This is a genomic window from Paracoccus shandongensis (assembly GCF_017315735.1).
In the GTDB taxonomy this organism is placed as follows: domain Bacteria; phylum Pseudomonadota; class Alphaproteobacteria; order Rhodobacterales; family Rhodobacteraceae; genus Paracoccus; species Paracoccus shandongensis.
This window is the reverse complement of record NZ_JAFLRK010000026.1, coordinates 16,827-32,592: the sequence shown is the minus strand read 5'-3', so window position 1 is coordinate 32,592 and position 15,766 is coordinate 16,827. Positions and strand designations below refer to the sequence as shown.

16 protein-coding genes and 1 tRNA gene are annotated in these 15,766 nt (G+C 68.4%); 9 read left to right on the top strand and 8 right to left on the bottom strand.

Annotated features, from left to right (window positions below):
* Positions 1-8 precede the first annotated feature (8 nt).
* The 5 genes from JX613_RS14515 (at position 9) to JX613_RS14495 (ending at position 5,078) form a co-directional block, all read left to right on the top strand.
* Complete coding sequence (locus tag JX613_RS14515; RefSeq protein WP_207102182.1) at positions 9-671, top strand: response regulator transcription factor; 663 nt, start codon at positions 9-11, stop codon at positions 669-671.
* Entirely contained in the window at positions 668-1,966 is a 1,299-nt protein-coding gene (locus JX613_RS14510) for an ATP-binding protein (RefSeq protein WP_207102181.1), read from the top strand. Before JX613_RS14515 ends, JX613_RS14510 begins: the two co-directional genes overlap by 4 nt.
* Positions 1,967-2,065: 99 nt before the next feature.
* Entirely contained in the window at positions 2,066-3,424 is a 1,359-nt protein-coding gene (locus JX613_RS14505) for an NAD(P)-dependent oxidoreductase (protein WP_207102180.1), read from the top strand.
* A gap of 12 nt (positions 3,425-3,436) precedes the next feature.
* On the top strand, positions 3,437-4,738 hold the full coding sequence (gene preA / locus JX613_RS14500) for an NAD-dependent dihydropyrimidine dehydrogenase subunit PreA (protein WP_207102179.1): 1,302 nt from the start codon (positions 3,437-3,439) through the stop codon (positions 4,736-4,738).
* A 109-nt stretch (positions 4,739-4,847) separates the two neighbouring features.
* Positions 4,848-5,078, top strand: coding sequence for a DUF982 domain-containing protein (locus JX613_RS14495; RefSeq protein WP_207102178.1), 231 nt, complete (start codon positions 4,848-4,850; stop codon positions 5,076-5,078).
* Positions 5,079-5,536: 458 nt separating this feature from the next.
* On the opposite strand, the gene JX613_RS14490 is transcribed toward JX613_RS14495, so the two are convergent.
* The 4 genes from JX613_RS14490 to pdxH all read right to left on the bottom strand — a co-directional run bounded on the left by JX613_RS14490 (position 5,537) and on the right by pdxH (position 7,520).
* Positions 5,537-5,613: transfer RNA gene (locus JX613_RS14490), tRNA-Pro, on the bottom strand.
* Positions 5,614-5,653: 40 nt separating this feature from the next.
* A complete protein-coding gene (locus tag JX613_RS14485) occupies positions 5,654-6,154 on the bottom strand; it encodes a DUF192 domain-containing protein (RefSeq protein WP_207102177.1) in 501 nt (166 codons plus the stop codon).
* The gene (locus JX613_RS14480; RefSeq protein WP_207102176.1) at positions 6,141-6,740 is read right to left on the bottom strand and encodes a cold-shock protein; all 600 of its coding nucleotides are present in this window, start codon (positions 6,738-6,740) and stop codon (positions 6,141-6,143) included. Before JX613_RS14480 ends, JX613_RS14485 begins: the two co-directional genes overlap by 14 nt.
* 165 nt (positions 6,741-6,905) lie before the next feature.
* Positions 6,906-7,520, bottom strand: coding sequence for a pyridoxamine 5'-phosphate oxidase (pdxH, locus tag JX613_RS14475; RefSeq protein WP_207102175.1), 615 nt, complete (start codon positions 7,518-7,520; stop codon positions 6,906-6,908).
* Positions 7,521-7,602: 82 nt separating this feature from the next.
* On the opposite strand from pdxH, the gene fabI reads away from it, so the two are divergent.
* From fabI to JX613_RS14455, 4 genes are all read left to right on the top strand, one after another.
* Positions 7,603-8,430, top strand: a complete 828-nt coding sequence (fabI, locus tag JX613_RS14470) for an enoyl-ACP reductase FabI (RefSeq protein ID WP_207102174.1) — start codon at positions 7,603-7,605, stop codon at positions 8,428-8,430.
* Between the two features lie 9 nt (positions 8,431-8,439).
* Positions 8,440-9,051 carry a LysE family translocator gene (locus JX613_RS14465; RefSeq protein ID WP_237168586.1) on the top strand — a complete coding sequence of 204 codons (612 nt, stop codon included), beginning with the start codon at positions 8,440-8,442 and terminating at the stop codon, positions 9,049-9,051.
* Between the two features lie 11 nt (positions 9,052-9,062).
* Positions 9,063-9,563 carry a xanthine phosphoribosyltransferase gene (gene gpt, locus JX613_RS14460; protein WP_207102173.1) on the top strand — a complete coding sequence of 167 codons (501 nt, stop codon included), beginning with the start codon at positions 9,063-9,065 and terminating at the stop codon, positions 9,561-9,563.
* 90 nt (positions 9,564-9,653) lie between these two features.
* Positions 9,654-10,460, top strand: a complete 807-nt coding sequence (locus JX613_RS14455; RefSeq protein WP_207102172.1) for a PRC-barrel domain-containing protein — start codon at positions 9,654-9,656, stop codon at positions 10,458-10,460.
* Positions 10,461-10,514: 54 nt separating this feature from the next.
* On the opposite strand, the gene trpE is transcribed toward JX613_RS14455, so the two are convergent.
* From trpE to JX613_RS19970, 4 genes are all read right to left on the bottom strand, one after another.
* Positions 10,515-12,017: an anthranilate synthase component I gene (gene trpE, locus JX613_RS14450; RefSeq protein WP_207102171.1), complete on the bottom strand. Its 1,503-nt coding sequence runs from the start codon at positions 12,015-12,017 to the stop codon at positions 10,515-10,517.
* Positions 12,017-13,870: a peptidylprolyl isomerase gene (locus JX613_RS14445; RefSeq protein WP_237168585.1), complete on the bottom strand. Its 1,854-nt coding sequence runs from the start codon at positions 13,868-13,870 to the stop codon at positions 12,017-12,019. The genes trpE and JX613_RS14445 overlap by 1 nt, the downstream gene beginning before the upstream one ends.
* A 66-nt stretch (positions 13,871-13,936) precedes the next feature.
* Positions 13,937-15,121: an aminotransferase gene (locus tag JX613_RS14440; protein WP_336512310.1), complete on the bottom strand. Its 1,185-nt coding sequence runs from the start codon at positions 15,119-15,121 to the stop codon at positions 13,937-13,939.
* On the bottom strand, positions 15,114-15,662 hold the full coding sequence (locus JX613_RS19970; RefSeq protein ID WP_237168584.1) for a hypothetical protein: 549 nt from the start codon (positions 15,660-15,662) through the stop codon (positions 15,114-15,116). The genes JX613_RS14440 and JX613_RS19970 overlap by 8 nt, the downstream gene beginning before the upstream one ends.
* Between the last annotated feature and the right edge of the window lie 104 nt (positions 15,663-15,766).

The window sequence follows — 15,766 nt, the reverse complement described above, 5'->3', positions numbered from 1 at the left end:
ACCGACCGATGCGCGCCTTGATCGTAGAAGACGACCCCGTCCTGTCGGCCCAGCTTGCCGCCGCCATGGCAGATGCGGGCTTTGTCACCGATTGCGCGGCGGATGGCACGCAGGGCGAATACCTGGGCGCGACCGAGGCTTATGACGTGGCGATCCTGGATCTGGGCCTGCCCGGGATGCCGGGGATCGAGGTGCTGACCCGCTGGCGCGACGCGGGCCTGACCATGCCGGTCCTGATCCTGACCGCGCGGGGCGACTGGACCGACAAGGTGGCGGGCTTCCGGGCCGGGGCCGACGATTACGCCGTGAAACCCTTTCGCCTGGACGAGGTCGTCTTGCGCTGCCAGACCCTGATCCGCCGCGCGGCGGGCCATGCCCGGCCCGTGATCCGCGCGGGTTCGCTGGTGCTGGACGGCCAGCTTGGCGTCATCACCCGCGACGGGGTGGCGCTGAAGCTCACCGCGTTCGAGCAGCGCATCCTGGCCTATCTGATCCACCACCAGAACCGCATCGTCAGCCGCTCGGAGCTGTCCGACCACCTGTATGACGCAGGCGCCGACCGCGACTTCAAGTCGATCGAGGTCGTGATCGGCCGCCTGCGCCGCAAGGTCGGCGATGGCGTGATCGAGACGCGGCGGGGCGAAGGCTATCTGCTGCGGGCCCCCGCATGATCCGGTCCATCCGGGGGCGGCTGCTGCTGCTGGCCGCCGTCTGGCTGGGGGCTGCGCTGCTGGCGGCCTTCCTGTTCATCTCGGCCCTGCTGGAGGATTTCGTCACCGGCCGCTTCGATGCCGAAGCCGCCGGTTTTGCCGACGCCCTGCTGGCCGCTGTCGAGTCGGGCGAGGATGGCCAGGTCGAACTGGACGACCCCCCCGCCGATCCGCGCTTCGACCTGCCGCTGACGGGCTGGTATTGGCAGGTCCAGGCCGGGGACGCGGTGATCGCCCGGTCGGGGTCGCTGCTGGACGGGCGCTTGCAGGCGCCCCCGGGCGATTTCGCGGGCGGCAAGGGCGTCGGCGCGGACGGCGCGGCCCTGCGCGTGCTGCGGCGGCAGGTCAGCCTGCCCGGCAGCGATGCGCCCGTCGCCGCCATCGTGACCGCGCCGCAGGGGCAGATCGACGACAGCCTGCGCCAGATCAGCCGCCCCCTGGGGATCGCTCTGGCCGTCCTGGGCGTGGTCACGGCCCTTGCCAGCGTTGTCCAGGTCACCGCCGGGCTGCACAGCCTGGACCAGGTGCGCCGCGACCTGGGCCGTGTGCGCGCGGGCGGGAAGGACCGCCTGACCCCGCCCCCCGTCACCGAACTGCGCCCCCTGGTGGCCGAGATCAACGCGGCGCTGGACGGGAACGCCGCCCTGCTGGCCCGGTCGCGCCAGCATCTGGGCAACCTTGCCCATTCGCTGAAGACGCCGCTGGCCGCGCTGGCGAACGAACTGCCCGCCGGTCACAAGGGCCAGGCGCTGATCACCCGCATGGACCGGCTGATCGGCTGGCACTTGCGCCGGGCCAGATCCGCCGGGCCGCGCGCCCTGGGCCAGCGCACCCCGGTGCGCCCGGTGATCGACGACATCCTGATGGTGCTGCGCTGGCCCATGCAGGACAAGGGCATGACTGCCGACATCGACTGCCCCGCCGATATTGCCTTCGCGGGCGAGCGTCAGGATTTGGAGGAGATGATCGGCAACCTGTGCGACAACGCGGTCAAATGGGGCCGCGCGCGCCTGGCGATCACCGTCGCGCAGGCCGGTGGCCTGTGTATCCGCATCGAGGATGACGGCCCCGGCATGGCCGAGACCGACGCCCCCCGGGCCCTGATTCGCGGCGGCCGCCTGGACGAACACGGCGCGTCCGGGTCCGGCCTGGGGCTGGCCATCGTGGCCGATCTGGCGGCGCTGCATGGCGGCGGCCTGCGGCTGGAACGGTCGCGCCTTGGCGGGCTGGCGGCCATCCTGGACCTGCCTGCCTGAAATTTTCGCAAAACGTATCGCGGCGAAGTTTTACCATTTGATAAAAAATCGGCCCTGTGCCAGCCTGATTCCTGCCAACAGGTGAGCCAGGAGACGTAAATGTCCCAAGCAAGACTGGCGCCCGGAGTCGTTCCCGGCCGCCTCACGCCCCATGAGCTGGCGGCGAATTTCGCCGATGTCGCCCCGCCCTTGACCGACCACGAGGCGCGCGTCGCCGCGGACCGCTGTTATTTCTGCCACGATGCGCCCTGCATCACGGCCTGCCCGACCAGCATCGACATTCCGCTGTTCATCCGCCAGATCGCCACCGGCACGCCGGACGCGGCGGCAATGACGATCTTTCACGCCAATATCCTGGGCGGCATGTGCGGCCGCGTCTGCCCGACCGAGACCCTGTGCGAAGGCGCCTGCGTCCGCATGGAGGCCGAGGGCAAGCCGGTCGCCATCGGCGCCCTGCAACGCTATGCCACCGACGGGCTGATGGCGCAGGGCGCGCATCCGTTCCGCCGCGCCGTCCCCACCGGCAAGCGCATCGCCGTGGTCGGCGCGGGACCGGCGGGCCTGTCCGCCGCGCATCGGCTGGCCGCCAAGGGCCACGATGTCACGATCTACGAGGCACGCCCCAAGCCCGGTGGTCTGAACGAATACGGCATCGCCAGCTACAAGGCGGTGGACGGTTTCGCCCAGGCCGAGGTCGAATGGCTGCTGGGCATCGGCGGCATCACCCTGCGCCACGACCAGCGGCTTGGCCGCGACATAACCCTTGAATCGCTGCGGACGGAATACGACGCCGTGTTCCTGGGCATGGGCCTTGGCGGCGTCAACGCCCTGCGCGCCGAGGGCGAGGAACGGCGCAACGTGCTGGACGCGGTCAGCTTCATCCGCGACCTGCGGCAGGCCAGCGACCTGGCCACCCTGCCCGTGGGCCGCGACGTGGTGGTGATCGGCGGCGGCATGACCGCCGTTGACGCCGCCGTGCAGGCAAAACTGCTGGGGGCGGAAAACGTCACCATCGTCTATCGCCGCGACCAGGCGCAGATGGGCGCCAGCCGCCACGAACAGGACCATGCCACCGGCAGCGGGGTCCGCATCATCTGCAACGCCGCCCCCGTGAAGATCCACGGCAACGGCGCCGTGGTCGAGGTCGAGTTCGCCTATACCGCCATCGACCCCGACGGCGGCCTGCGCCTGACCGGCGACCGCTTCCGCCTGAAGGCCGACCAGGTCTTCCGCGCCATCGGCCAGCGGCTGGATGGCGTGCCCGAAACCCTGGCGCTGGACGGCGGCAAGATCGGCATCGCCGGCCCCGGCCGCACCAGCATCCCCGGTGTCTGGGCGGGCGGCGACTGCGCCGCAGGCGGCGACGACCTGACCGTCACCGCCGTGGCCGAGGGCCGCGACGCCGCCGAAGACATCGACGCCCATCTGACCGGCCGCCCGGTCGAGCTTCCCGGTTGAGGAGACATCATCATGGCCGACCTGCGCAGCAATTTCGTCGGGATCAAGTCCCCCAACCCGTTCTGGCTGGCATCCGCCCCGCCCACGGACAAGGAATACAACGTCCGCCGCGCCTTCCAGGCCGGATGGGGCGGCGTGGTGTGGAAGACCCTGGGGTCCGAAGGCCCGCCCGTCGTCAACGTGAACGGCCCCCGATACGGCGTGATCCACGGTCCCGACCGCCGCGTGCTGGGGATCAACAACATCGAACTGATCACCGACCGCCCGCTCGAGGTGAACCTGCGGGAAATCAAGTCGGTCAAGCGCGACTATCCCGACCGCGCCCTGGTCATTTCGCTGATGGTCCCCTGCGACGAACAATCCTGGCGCGACATCCTGGCGCGGATCGAGGATACCGGCGCCGACGGGGTCGAACTGAACTTCGGCTGCCCCCACGGCATGTCCGAACGCGGCATGGGCAGCGCCGTGGGCCAGGTGCCCGAATACATCGAGATGGTGACCCGCTGGGTCAAGCAGTATTCGCGGATGCCCTGCATCGTGAAGCTGACGCCCAACATCACCGATGTGCGCAAACCGGCCGAGGCCGCGATGCGCGGCGGGGCCGATGCCGTCAGCCTGATCAACACGATCAATTCCATCACCAGCGTCGATCTGGACCTGTTCGCGCCGCAGCCCACCATCGACGGCAAGGGCGCGCATGGCGGATACTGCGGCCCCGCCGTCAAGCCCATCGCGCTGAACATGGTGGCCGAGATCGCGCGCAATCCCGCAACCTACGGCCTGCCCATCAGCGGCATCGGCGGGGTCACGACCTGGCGCGACGCGGCGGAATTCATGGCGCTTGGCGCGGGCACGGTGCAGGTCTGCACGGCGGCCATGACCTATGGCTTCAAGGTCGTGCAGGAAATGATCTCGGGCCTGCGCGATTACCTTGACAGCCACGATATGGCCATGTCGGACCTGATCGGCCGCGCGGTGCCCAACGTCACCGACTGGAACCAGTTGAACCTGAACTATGTCACCAAGGCCCGCATCGACCAGGATCTGTGCATCAAGTGCGGCCGCTGCTATGCCGCCTGCGAGGATACCAGCCACCAGGCCATCGCCATGAAGCCCGGCCGCGTCTTCGAGGTGATCGAGGAGGAATGCGTGGCCTGCAACCTGTGCCTGGATGTCTGCCCGGTGGAAAACTGCATCGACATGCGCGAACTGGCCGTGGGCGAAATGGACCTGCGCACCGGAATCCGGCGCGGCCCCTATGCCAACTGGACGACCCATCCGAACAACCCGATGGCGGTCAAGGCGGCGGAGTAGGCGGCAGGCAGGATCCCGCGGCAGCGGGTTTGAACAAATCGCGCAAAACGCCGGAACCAATGCTGCAAGCGCCGGTTATCCCGGGATTATCATGCGCGGAGGCAAAGGCATGTGGTCCCAGCCAGTGCATTTCGTTCACGAGACTGACGGCTTGATCGCGATCGACAGCACGCTGGACGCGCTGATGGTGCTGGATAGCTGGTGGCAGAAATTCGACGGCCCCGCCTATAGGGAAGCCATCAACACCTGCATCGGCGCCCTGCAAGGCAGCCTTCCCGACGACACGGCCCGCATCGCCTTTCTCATGGCCCTGACCGAAGGCGGCGTCGAGGCCGCCTGACAGGAAGGGCGGGGACAAGCAGGCCCGAACAACCAGCGGCGATGGAAACCCTGCCCTTCGGTCAGGAAAACCCCCGGCTGATGTCGTGCGAAAGCGGCCCGGTGAGATCCCAAGACTGCCCGACGTATCAAAAGTCAGTGTCCCGTCGCCATTGACCGTCACCACGGTTCCCGACACCAGCGTCACGCCGTCGCCTGCCACCCCGTCCTGCCCGTTGATCTGGGTGATCGTCAGCGTGGCACCTTCCGGCGCCGTGTCGTTGGCTGAACACCCTCTCCAAACATGGTTCTGCAAGCTGGGTTGGATTGGCAGACCTGTCCACAGCAAGCTTGGTTGCTTGGACTGTCGATTTTTCCTTAGGAAAGGTTCATGCGCGGGTAAAATTCAGCTTTGCATGTGCCGGGGGCACAAGCCATCAGCAACGGTGATTGGTCCATGATCGGGAAAGGCCTGGGCGATGGTCGGGGCGAGAAGATTCGAACTTCCGGCCTACGGTACCCAAAACCGTCGCGCTACCAGGCTGCGCTACGCCCCGACGGGCTACGCTTAGCGCAACATGCCGCCGGGGGAAAGCCCTAGCCGCAGGGCAGCGCGGCCAAATCCTGGGGCAGACGGGGATGGGCCATGGGCTGGCCCACGGCCAGGCCCAGCCGGTCCGCCTCGCCCCCGCCGATTTCCAGGATCATCCGGCGCTCGGGCCTTGGATCACCCGGCGCGGCGCCCGGGATCGGGGTTTCGTCCAGGGGCACGGCATTGCGGTGGATGTGGCGGATCGTGCCGGTCTGGTCCAGAAAGACCAGATCCAGCGGGATATAGGTGTTGCGCATCCAGAAGCTGACCGGGCGCGGGTTGTCATAGATGAACAGCATCCCGGTTCCCGGATCCAGCTTGCGCCGGAACATCAACCCGCGGGCACGCTCGGCCTCGTCGTCCGAAACCTCGACCCGAACCACCACGGGATCGCCACGGGTCTGGAAGGTGACGCTGCCGGGCGAACAGGCCACCGGCGCGGCCGATGCGCCCCCGGCGCCCAGCCACAGGACCAAGGCCGCAAGCGCCGCCTTATTCGGCGACATGCGTGATGAAGTCCTTGATCTCTTGCGCCTGGTCGCCAAGGCCCGGAGCGTCGAGCGACCGGGCGCCCTGCTCGGTTCCCCGGTCCCAGCTTGTGACCTGCGCCGCCATCAGGCCGCGCGGGCCTTCCACGACACGGATGCCGATGGCCTCGCCGATGGTCAGGTCGGCAAAGCCGGAATGGCGCAGCACCTCGACATGCAGGAAGACATCGTCGGGATGGCCGAAGATATTGGCGAAACCGAATCCCTTGGCCTTGTCGAACCACTTGACGCGGGCAGGGTGAAGGGGAAGCGTTTCCAGATGCTCGATCACGCCGTTGTCCAGATCGGCGATCGGCGCGCCTTCGGACAGCGGAGGCTCGATCGACACGACCTCGGTCGCCTGCAGGCCGCGCTGAGTCGGCTGCATCCAGACGGTCACGCGCGACTGGTCGGCCACCGAACTGCGGCCGAAATTCCGCAGGACATTGGCGTGCAACAGGATATCCGCGCCGCCTTCCTCGTTCAGGATGAAGCCATAGCCCTTGGCCGGGTCAAACCACTTGACCAGCCCTGATACCAGCTTCAATCCTTTCTCTTCCGTCATCTCACCACCACATGCGCACTACGCGTCTTTGTTTTATCCTCGGATCAACCACAAAACCGTTAAATAGTGCCAGACGAGCGGCGGTCAATTACGGAAAAAGGATGGCAAGCAAAACTGCTCGATGCCATTCTCCATCGTCGGCCACAGGAAACCTCTCGTCAAGCCCTAGGGTGACAGCCGCTGAACAAACCAACTGCCACTCGCCTCTTTGTCCCACCGGAAGCGGTCATGCAACCGGAAAGCGCCATCGGCCCAAAACTCGATCTGGATCGGAACAATGCGAAATCCTCCCCAGAACGCCGGGCGCGGAGGACGGGTTCCGTAGCGTAAACTTAGCTTTGCCACTTCGGCGACCAGCGTGGCGCGGCTGTCCAGCGGCTGCGACTGGCGCGAGGCCCAGGCCCCCAGCCGGCTTTGCAGCGCGCGGCTGTTGTAATAGGCGTCGGCCTGTTCGCCCTCGACACGGGTGACATCGCCGCGCACGCGGATCTGGCGGCGCAGGGACTTCCAGTGCATCACGAAGGCGGCCTTGCCGGTCGCCGCGATCTGGCGGCCCTTGGCGCTGTCGTAGTTGGTGTAGAAGACGAAGCTGCCGTCCGCGCCCTGCCCCTCGATCTCCTTCAGCAGGACCATGCGCGCGTCGGGCATCCCTTCGGCGTCCACGGTCGCCAGGGCGATGGCGTTGGGGTCGTTCGGCTCGGTCGCCTCGGCCTCGGCCAGCCAGCGGCGGGCGATGTCGAAGGGGTCGTCGCCCGCGAACAGTCCGTCTCGATCAGCCATGGTGCTTGTCCTTGCGCTTGATGCTTGCACCCCTTTGGCCTAAGCACCTTTCACAAAGGGTTGAAAGCGCGGAAGGCAGCACATGTCAAGCGAGCAGAAGCAGGGCCTGATGGCCGGAAAACGCGGCCTCATCATGGGATTGGCGAATGACAAGTCGATTGCCTGGGGCATCGCCCGCGCCGTCGCGGCCGAAGGGGCCGAGCTTGCCTTTTCCTATCAGGGCGAGGCGCTGAAAAAGCGCGTCGATCCGCTGGCCGCGCAGCTGGGATCGTCGCTGGTGCTGCCCTGCGATGTCAGCGACGAATCCTCGATCGACGCGCTGTTCCAGACGCTGCGGGGGGAATGGGGTTCGCTGGATTTCGTGGTCCATGCCATCGGCTTTTCCGACAAGGACCAGCTGCGCGGCCGCTATGCCGACACGACGCGCGATAACTTCCTGATGACGATGGACATCTCGGTCTATTCCTTCACGGCCGTGGCGCGGCACGCGTCGGCGATGATGCCCGACGGGGGCAGCCTGCTGACGCTGACCTATTACGGGGCGGAACGGGTGATGCCGCATTACAACGTCATGGGCGTGGCCAAGGCCGCGCTGGAGGCCTCGGTCCGCTATCTGGCCGAGGATCTGGGCAAGGACCGCATCCGCGTGAACGCGATCAGCGCCGGCCCTATCAAGACGCTGGCGGCCAGCGGCATCGGCGATTTCCGCTATATCATGAAGTGGAACGAACTGAACTCTCCGCTGCGGCGCAATGTCACGCAAGAGGATGTGGGCAATTCCGCGCTGTACCTGCTGTCGCGGCTTGGCGCGGGTGTCACGGGCGAGACGCATCACGTCGATGCGGGCTATCACGTGGTCGGCATGAAGGCGGTCGATGCACCGGATATCGCGACGGTCAAGAAGGACTGACCGGCGGCCATGACCATCACCGCCGACCAGCTTTTGCTGTTCGTGGGCACGCTGGCCGTGGCGATCCTGTCGCCCGGGCCCGGGGTGATCGCGGTCAGCCAGGGGGCCTTCGCCCTGGGGCGCAGGCGCGCGCTGCCCTATGCCTGGGGGCTGGCGCTCGGCGCCTCGGTCTGGTGCCTGTTCGCGCTCTTGGGCCTCACGGTGGTCTTTCGCCTGCTGCCCTGGACCTATGTCGCGCTGAAGGTGCTGGGCGGGGCCTATCTGGTCTGGGTGGCGGGGAAGATGTGGCGCCATGCCCCCGACCCTCTGCCCGATCCGGCGGACGGCAGCCGGGGGATGGGTTTCACGGGCGGCATGATGCTGAACCTGTCGAACCCCAAGCCCGCGCTGTTCTACTCGGCGGTACTGCTGTCGGTCTTTCCCGTTCTGCTGACGGCGGGCGACAAGCTGGCGATTTACGTCACGGCAGCGGGCGTGGAACTGGCATTTTATAGCGCGTTGGCATCCTTGATGGCTTTGCCTTGGCTGCGGCGGCGCTATTATGCCGCCAAATTCTGGATCGACCGCACAGCGGGGCTGGCCATCGGGTTGCTGGGCCTGTCGCTGATCCTGCGCCACTGAAAGGGACTTCAATGATCGACCGCCTGCCGCACGAAAAGGGTTTCCACGTCAGCTGGGACCAGTTGCACCGCGACGCCCGGGCGCTTGCCTGGCGGCTGGACGGCACCGACTGGCGCGCGGTCGTGGCCGTCACGCGCGGCGGGCTGGTGCCCGCCATGATCGTCGCGCGCGAACTGGACATCCGCGTGATCGACACGATCTCGATCCGGTCCTACAAGGGCGTGGGATCCGATGCGGGCCAGGGCCAGCTTGAGGTGCTGAACAAGCCCGATCCCGCGCTGATGGGCGATGGCGAGGGCATCCTGGTCATCGACGACCTGGTCGATTCGGGCCGCACCCTGGAACTGATCCGCGAGATGTATCCCCGCGCCCATTTCGGCACCGTCTATGCCAAGCCCAAGGGCAAGCCGATGGTCCAGACCTATGTGACCGAGGTCAGCCAGGACACCTGGATCTTCTTTCCCTGGGACATGGCGCTGCAATACGTCCAGCCCTATCGCGGCGAGGACTGATCCCGGATTCGGGATTGCCTGCGGAACCGGCAGGCAGGTCAGGCATTGTTTCCTCAATCGCGCATCGCGCGCCACATTAGGAGGAAAGACATGCGCCAGTTGATGTTGAGCACCGCCCTGGTCCTGCCGTTGGTGATGGGACCGGCGATGGCCCAGGACACCGCCACCACCCCTGCCCCCGCCGACCCGGCCACCGACACGACCACCATGGGAACCGAGGCCGCCCCCGCCGCCGAGGTTCCGGCCTCCGAGAACACCGAGGAAGCGGCTGACGCGGCGGATGCCGCCGACCAGGCTGCGGTCGCGGCCAGCGGCAAGGTCGAACAGCAGCAGGCCGAAAACGAATTGCGCATCGACTGGATCACCGATGCGACCGTCAACTCTCCTGACGGCAATGCCATCGGCGAGATCAACGACGTGATCGTCGATGCCGAGGCGGGCACCATGAAGGCCGCCGTGATCGGCGTGGGCGGCTTCCTGGGGATCGGCGAAAAGCAGATCGCGGTGCCGTGGGACCAGCTGACGATCAACTATGACGCCCAGCAGATCACCAGCGACCTGACCCAGGAAGAGGCCGAGGCCGCGCCGGAATATGTCTTCCGCGAACAGGAACAGGCCCCGGATGCGGCGGGCGCCACGGGCGCGGACAACAGCGGCATGACCGCCGGCGGCACCGCAGCCGAAGGCACCATGACCACGGCGCCGATGCCGGGCGCGCCGGTCGCGACCCCTGATTCGGCGGCGTCCACGACCACGGCCCCTGCGGCCTCGACCGACGCCGCGGCAACGGGCGCCCCTGCCCCGGCGGATACGGCGGAAACGCCCGCGACCCCGCCGATGGGGTCCGACGCGGCCGCCCCGGCGGCGGATGGCACCACGACCCCCCCGGCCAACTGATCCCTTGTCGCACCACGACACGGACGGCCCCCTTGCGCGGGGGCCGTTTGTCGTTCAGTTGCCGCGCACGAAGCGCGCGGCACCTTCGGCGGCCCGTTGCAGGGCGCGGCTCTTGTTCACGGTTTCGGTGAACTCGGATTCCGGGTCGCTGTCATAAACGACGCCGCCGCCCGCCTGGATATACAGCGCGCCGTCCTTCAGCACGCCCGTGCGCAGGGCGATGCACATGTCCATCTCTCCATTGGCGGCGAAGTAACCCACCGCCCCGCCATAGACACCGCGCTTTTCGGGTTCCAGCTCGTCGATGATCTCCATCGCGCGGACCTTGGGCGCGCCGGACACGGTGCCCGCGGGCAGGCCCGCCAGCAGGGCGGACAGCGCATCCTCGCCATCCCGCAACTCGCCCACCACGTTGCTGACGATATGCATGACGTGGCTGTATCGTTCGATCACGAATTGCTCGGTCGGGCGGACGGTGCCGGGCTTCGCCACGCGGCCCACATCGTTGCGGCCCAGATCCAGCAGCATCAGGTGTTCGGCCAGTTCCTTCCGGTCGGCCAGCAGGTCGGCCTCCAGCGCGCGGTCCTGGGCCTCGTCCGCGCCACGGGGACGGGTGCCCGCGATGGGGCGGATCGTCACCTCTCCGTCGCGCAGGCGCACAAGGATTTCGGGGGACGCGCCGACGATCTGGAAGCTGCCCAGGTTCAGGAAGAACATGAAGGGCGAAGGGTTGGTGCGGCGCAGGCTGCGATACAGCGCAAAGGGCGGCAGCGGGAAATCCATCCGCCAGCGTTGCGACGGCACGACCTGGAAGATGTCGCCTGCGCGGATGTAATCCTTGGCCTTTTCCACCGCCGCCAGATAATCGGCCTTGGAAAAGTTCGACACCGGCTCGCCGATCCGGGCGTCATGGCCCAGGGCGCGGGGTTCGGACGGCTGGCGGTCCAGCGACCGCAGCGCGTCCATCACCCGCTCGGCCGCCTGGGCATAGGCCGCGCGCGCATTGTCGCCGCCGTTGCGCCAGGCGGGGGCGCACAGCGTGACCTCTCCCTTCACGCCGTCCAGCACGGCCACGACGGACGGGCGCATCAGCATGGCGTCGGGCAGGTCCAGCGGGTCGGGGTTCACATGCGGCAGGTGTTCCACCAGCCGGATCATGTCATAGCCCAGATAGCCGAACAGGCCCGCCGCGACGGGGGGCACGCCCTCGGGCATCGCCTCGATCCGGCTTTCCGCGATCAGCGCGCGCAGGCTGTCCAGCGCGGGACGGTCGTCCGGCTGGAAGTCGTCGGAAAACCGCGCCTGCCGGTTGATGCGCGCCTTGCCGTCGCGGCAGTCCCAGATCAGGTCGGGTTTCATGCCGACGATGGAATAACGGCCCCGGACCTCGCCCCCCGTGACCGATTCCAGCATGAAGGACATGGGCGCGGCTTCCGCCAGCTTCAGCATCAGGCTGACCGGCGTGTCCAGGTCGGCGGCCAGGCGGATGGTTACAAGCTGGTTCTGGCCTGCGTTCCACGCGGCCTCGAAGGCGGCGAAGTCGGGTGCCAGTTCCATCACTGGACCTGCGCGTTGATGGCGTTGATCGCCTGCTGGTCCAACTGGATGCCCGCATCGCGCTGCACCGCGCGGGCGTAGTAATCGAAGATGTCCGATTGCAGCGACTGGCCCAGGCGGCCGCGCACGGCGTCAGTGACGCGCAGCGCGTCCTCGTCCGCCAGGTCGGCCTCGTCGATGGCGTCAAGGCGCAGCAAGATCACCCGGTTTTCGGCATCGACGACCTCGACCTCGCCCGGCTCGGCCATGGCGAAGGCGCGGGCGACGGCAGCAGAGGGCGCGCCCTCGATCCAGCCGTCGCGGGTGATGTCCTTGACTTCGGTCCATTGCGGGGCGGGCTGGCCCTCGGGCGTGGCGGGGGACAGGCGCTGTTCCTCGGCCAGGGCCAGAAGCTGGCGATGCGCCTCCGCCCGGCGCCAGTCGGCCTCGACTTCCTCGCGGACCTCCTCGAAGGGCTTCAGCGTCGGTGGCACGACCTGGTCCAGCCGCAGCGCAAAGACGCCGCCGTCGTCCAGGTTGGCCAGTTCCGGGAAATCGGCTTCCGAGATTTCAGCCGCCCGGTCGCGGAAGGCCTGGTAACCGGCGATGCTGCCTTCTGCGGGCGGGGCGTCGGCCGACCAGTCGATGGTGCCCAGTTCCAGCTCGGTTTCCTCGGCCACCTGCTCCAGCGTGGCGCCGCCGGCCAGCAGATCCTCGTATTCGGCCGACCGCTCCTCGATGGTGCGGGCGGCGCGGTCCAGGGCGGCCTCGGCGCGCAGATCCTGTTGCGCCTGCTCGAAGGGGATGTCCACCGGCTCCAGGATGGCGTGGACGGAAAACAGCGCGGGGCCCAGGTCGGTCTGGATCGGGCCGACGGTGCCGGGCTGGTCCAGGGCAAAGACCGCCTCGCCCGCGGGGCCCAGGTCGGCCTGGGACACCTCGCCCAGTTCGGCATCCTCGGGCTGCAAGCCGCGCTGGACCACGAAGGTCTCGAAGGGCGCGGTGCCCGCGTCGATCTGCGCCTTGGCGGCCTGCGCCTCCTCGGCCGAGGGGAAGACCAGGCGGCTGACCAGCCGGTGTTCGGGCCGCTGGTATTCGTCGAGATTGGCCTCATAGGCGGCGCGCAGGGCGGCCTCGTCCAGTTGGACCGTCGGGGCCAGCATCTCGGGCGTCAGCCAGGCATAGGTGATCTTGCGCAACTCGGGCGCGGTGAAGCGGTCGGCATTGGCGCTGTGCCAGGCCTTCAGCGCGGCCTCGTCGGGTTCCGCGACGGGGGCGGGCAGCATCTCGGGGGTCAGTTCGCGCCAGGCCACGTCGCGGCGTTCCAGGATCCACCTGGCCGTGGTCTCGACGGCGGGTTTCGGCGCGGCGATCCCGCCCGCCACGGCGCGCTGGATCAGCAGGCGGGCCTCGTCGGTGCGGACCTCGCGCTCGAACTCGGCCTCGGTCAGGTTCTCGCGGCGCAGCACGTCGGCATAGGCGGCGCGGTCGAAGCTGCCGGTCGGGCCCTGGAAGGCGGGCGCTTCCACGATGGTCTGGCGCACCTTGTCGTCGCCCACCGACACGCCGATGCGGCGGGCCTGTTCCTCCAGCGCGACGGCGGTGATCAGTTGCGACTGCACGGCCTGCGGCAGCCCGATGGCCTGGGCCTGGGCCATGGTCAGGGGCTGGCCGGTCTGCTGCTGATACCCGTTCATCTGCTGACGCAGCGCGCGGGCGTAATCCTCGGCGGTGATGGTGGTGCCGCCGACCGAGCCGATGGCGCTGGACCCGCCCGAGAAGCTGGTCACGCCGAAGCCGCCAAGCCCCAGGATCATCAGGCCCATCAGGATCCAGACGATGGTGGATTTCCCGTGTGTCCGCAGGTTCTTCATGGCCCGGCCTTCCCTCGTGGTCGTGTCGGGTTTCTTTAGGGCGCGCGCGGCCCCGCGACAAGCCTGTCAGCCCCCGAACACACGCAGCCGTGCGGCAAGCCCGGTGATCCGCGCCGCGTCGATATTGGCGAATGCGATGCGCAGGTGGCGGGGGCCAGCGGGATCGTCCGGGGGCACGAACATGGTGCCGGGTAGCGCCAGGACGCCGATATCGGCCACCATGCGGCGGGCCAGATCGGCCGAGGATGCGGCGAAGGGATGTTCCACCCAGGCGAAATAGGCGCCCGCGCTTTTCACCCGCCAGCCCGGCAGGGCCGACAGCGCCGCCACCGTGGCCGTGCGCCGCGCCAGGATTTCCGCCCGCTGCTGCGCCAGCCAGCCGCCAAGGTTCTCCATCCCCCACAAGGCCCCGATCTGCCCCAGTTGCGAAGGGCAGATCGCCACCGTGTCCAAGACCTTCTCGACCTGCGCCATGCGCGGCTCGGACGCGATCAGCGCGCCGACCCGGTGGCCGGTCAGGCGATAGGCCTTGGAAAAGCTGTAAAGCTGGACAAGGGTGCGGTCCCAGCCCGGGCGGGACAGCAGGTCATGGGGCGCGCCATCCCGGCTGTCGAAGTCGCGATAGGTCTCGTCCAGGATCAGCGCGATCCCCCGGGCTTGCGCCAGATCGAAGAACCGCGCCACCAGATCCACCGGATATTCCGCGCCTGACGGATTGTTGGGCGTCACCAGCACGATGGCCCGGCAGCGCGGCCCGATCAGGGCGGCGGCGCGGTCGGGATCGGGAAGCAGGCCCTCGTCGCAGGGCAAGGGCAGCGCGCGGATGCCCTGCATGTCCAGCCACATCTTATGGTTGAAATACCAGGGCGTCGGTAGGATCACCTCATCCCCCGCCTGGGCCAGGGTCGTGACGGCGGCGCAAAAAGCCTGGTTGCAGCCCTGCGTGATCGCCACCTGCCCAGGCACGACCGCGCCGCCATAGCTGCGGGAAAATTCCGCCGCCACGGCGGCGCGCAGGTCGGGGTTGCCCAGCACGGGGCCGTAAAGATGCGCCTCGGGGCGGTGCAGCGCCGCATCCGCCATCGCCTGACGCAGCGCCAAGGGCGGGGGATCCACCGGGGCGGCCTGGCTGACATTGATCAGCGGGCGGTCCGGCGGGAAGGTCACGCCCGCCAGCCAGCGCCGCGCCTCCATCACCGGGGGCGCGAAGGTGGCGGCAAGGGCGGGGTTCAGCGGCAAGAGGTCAATCACGGGACAGGCCTTGCAGGTCAGAGAGGTCGGGCGGCAGCGACAGATCCAGCGCGGGCGCGGGCAGGCCAGGTGCCGCGGGCGATGCCGGCTGGTCCCCGGGGATGGCGGGCGCGGCATCGGGCGCATCGGCGACGGTCCTGCCCGGCGCGGCAAGGATTGCAGGCTGCGGCAGGGCGGCGGGGCGGTCGAGGTCCGGCGCATCCTCGCCCGCAGCCGGGATGCCCTGGACCGGGCCGTCCCCCTGGCCCGCAGGCTGGGGGCGCGGCTCGGCGGCGGTGATGGCGACCGGCACGGGCTCCGAGGTGGGCGCCATGACCGCAGGCGCCTCGGGCTGATCGGGGCGTCCGGGCGCAAGCGGCGCGGGGGCCGAGGGAACCACGTCGCCGCCCCGGCCGAACTCGGATCCGACGGGCAGGTCCACGGCCTCGGCCACGGGGTCCGTTTCCCCCTGCGGCACCGGCGCGGCCAGCGACAAAGCGGCCACGGCGGCGATGCTGACGGCGCCGCCGTGCAAGAAACCTGTCCAGAAACCGCGTGCCATGTGCCCCTTCATGCCCGTGCCGGTCTTGACCCCCCGGCGCGCTTTGGCCCATCTATAGCGGACCCGTTCAGGCGGGGAAACCGCCACCATATCAGGGCGCACCA

What these genes read in the sequence shown, in the direction of transcription:
- JX613_RS14445 (WP_237168585.1), bottom strand. Translation starts at nt 13,870, where the DNA reads ATGAAGAACCTGCGGACACACGGGAAATCCACCATCGTCTGGATCCTG.
- JX613_RS14515 (WP_207102182.1), top strand. Translation starts at nt 9, where the DNA reads ATGCGCGCCTTGATCGTAGAAGACGACCCCGTCCTGTCGGCCCAGCTT.
- JX613_RS14480 (WP_207102176.1), bottom strand. Translation starts at nt 6,740, where the DNA reads ATGACGGAAGAGAAAGGATTGAAGCTGGTATCAGGGCTGGTCAAGTGG.
- JX613_RS14455 (WP_207102172.1), top strand. Translation starts at nt 9,654, where the DNA reads ATGCGCCAGTTGATGTTGAGCACCGCCCTGGTCCTGCCGTTGGTGATG.
- JX613_RS14465 (WP_237168586.1), top strand. Translation starts at nt 8,440, where the DNA reads ATGACCATCACCGCCGACCAGCTTTTGCTGTTCGTGGGCACGCTGGCC.
- trpE (WP_207102171.1), bottom strand. Translation starts at nt 12,017, where the DNA reads ATGGAACTGGCACCCGACTTCGCCGCCTTCGAGGCCGCGTGGAACGCA.
- JX613_RS14485 (WP_207102177.1), bottom strand. Translation starts at nt 6,154, where the DNA reads ATGTCGCCGAATAAGGCGGCGCTTGCGGCCTTGGTCCTGTGGCTGGGC.
- gpt (WP_207102173.1), top strand. Translation starts at nt 9,063, where the DNA reads ATGATCGACCGCCTGCCGCACGAAAAGGGTTTCCACGTCAGCTGGGAC.
- JX613_RS19970 (WP_237168584.1), bottom strand. Translation starts at nt 15,662, where the DNA reads ATGGCACGCGGTTTCTGGACAGGTTTCTTGCACGGCGGCGCCGTCAGC.
- JX613_RS14505 (WP_207102180.1), top strand. Translation starts at nt 2,066, where the DNA reads ATGTCCCAAGCAAGACTGGCGCCCGGAGTCGTTCCCGGCCGCCTCACG.
- preA (WP_207102179.1), top strand. Translation starts at nt 3,437, where the DNA reads ATGGCCGACCTGCGCAGCAATTTCGTCGGGATCAAGTCCCCCAACCCG.
- JX613_RS14510 (WP_207102181.1), top strand. Translation starts at nt 668, where the DNA reads ATGATCCGGTCCATCCGGGGGCGGCTGCTGCTGCTGGCCGCCGTCTGG.
- fabI (WP_207102174.1), top strand. Translation starts at nt 7,603, where the DNA reads ATGTCAAGCGAGCAGAAGCAGGGCCTGATGGCCGGAAAACGCGGCCTC.
- pdxH (WP_207102175.1), bottom strand. Translation starts at nt 7,520, where the DNA reads ATGGCTGATCGAGACGGACTGTTCGCGGGCGACGACCCCTTCGACATC.
- JX613_RS14495 (WP_207102178.1), top strand. Translation starts at nt 4,848, where the DNA reads ATGTGGTCCCAGCCAGTGCATTTCGTTCACGAGACTGACGGCTTGATC.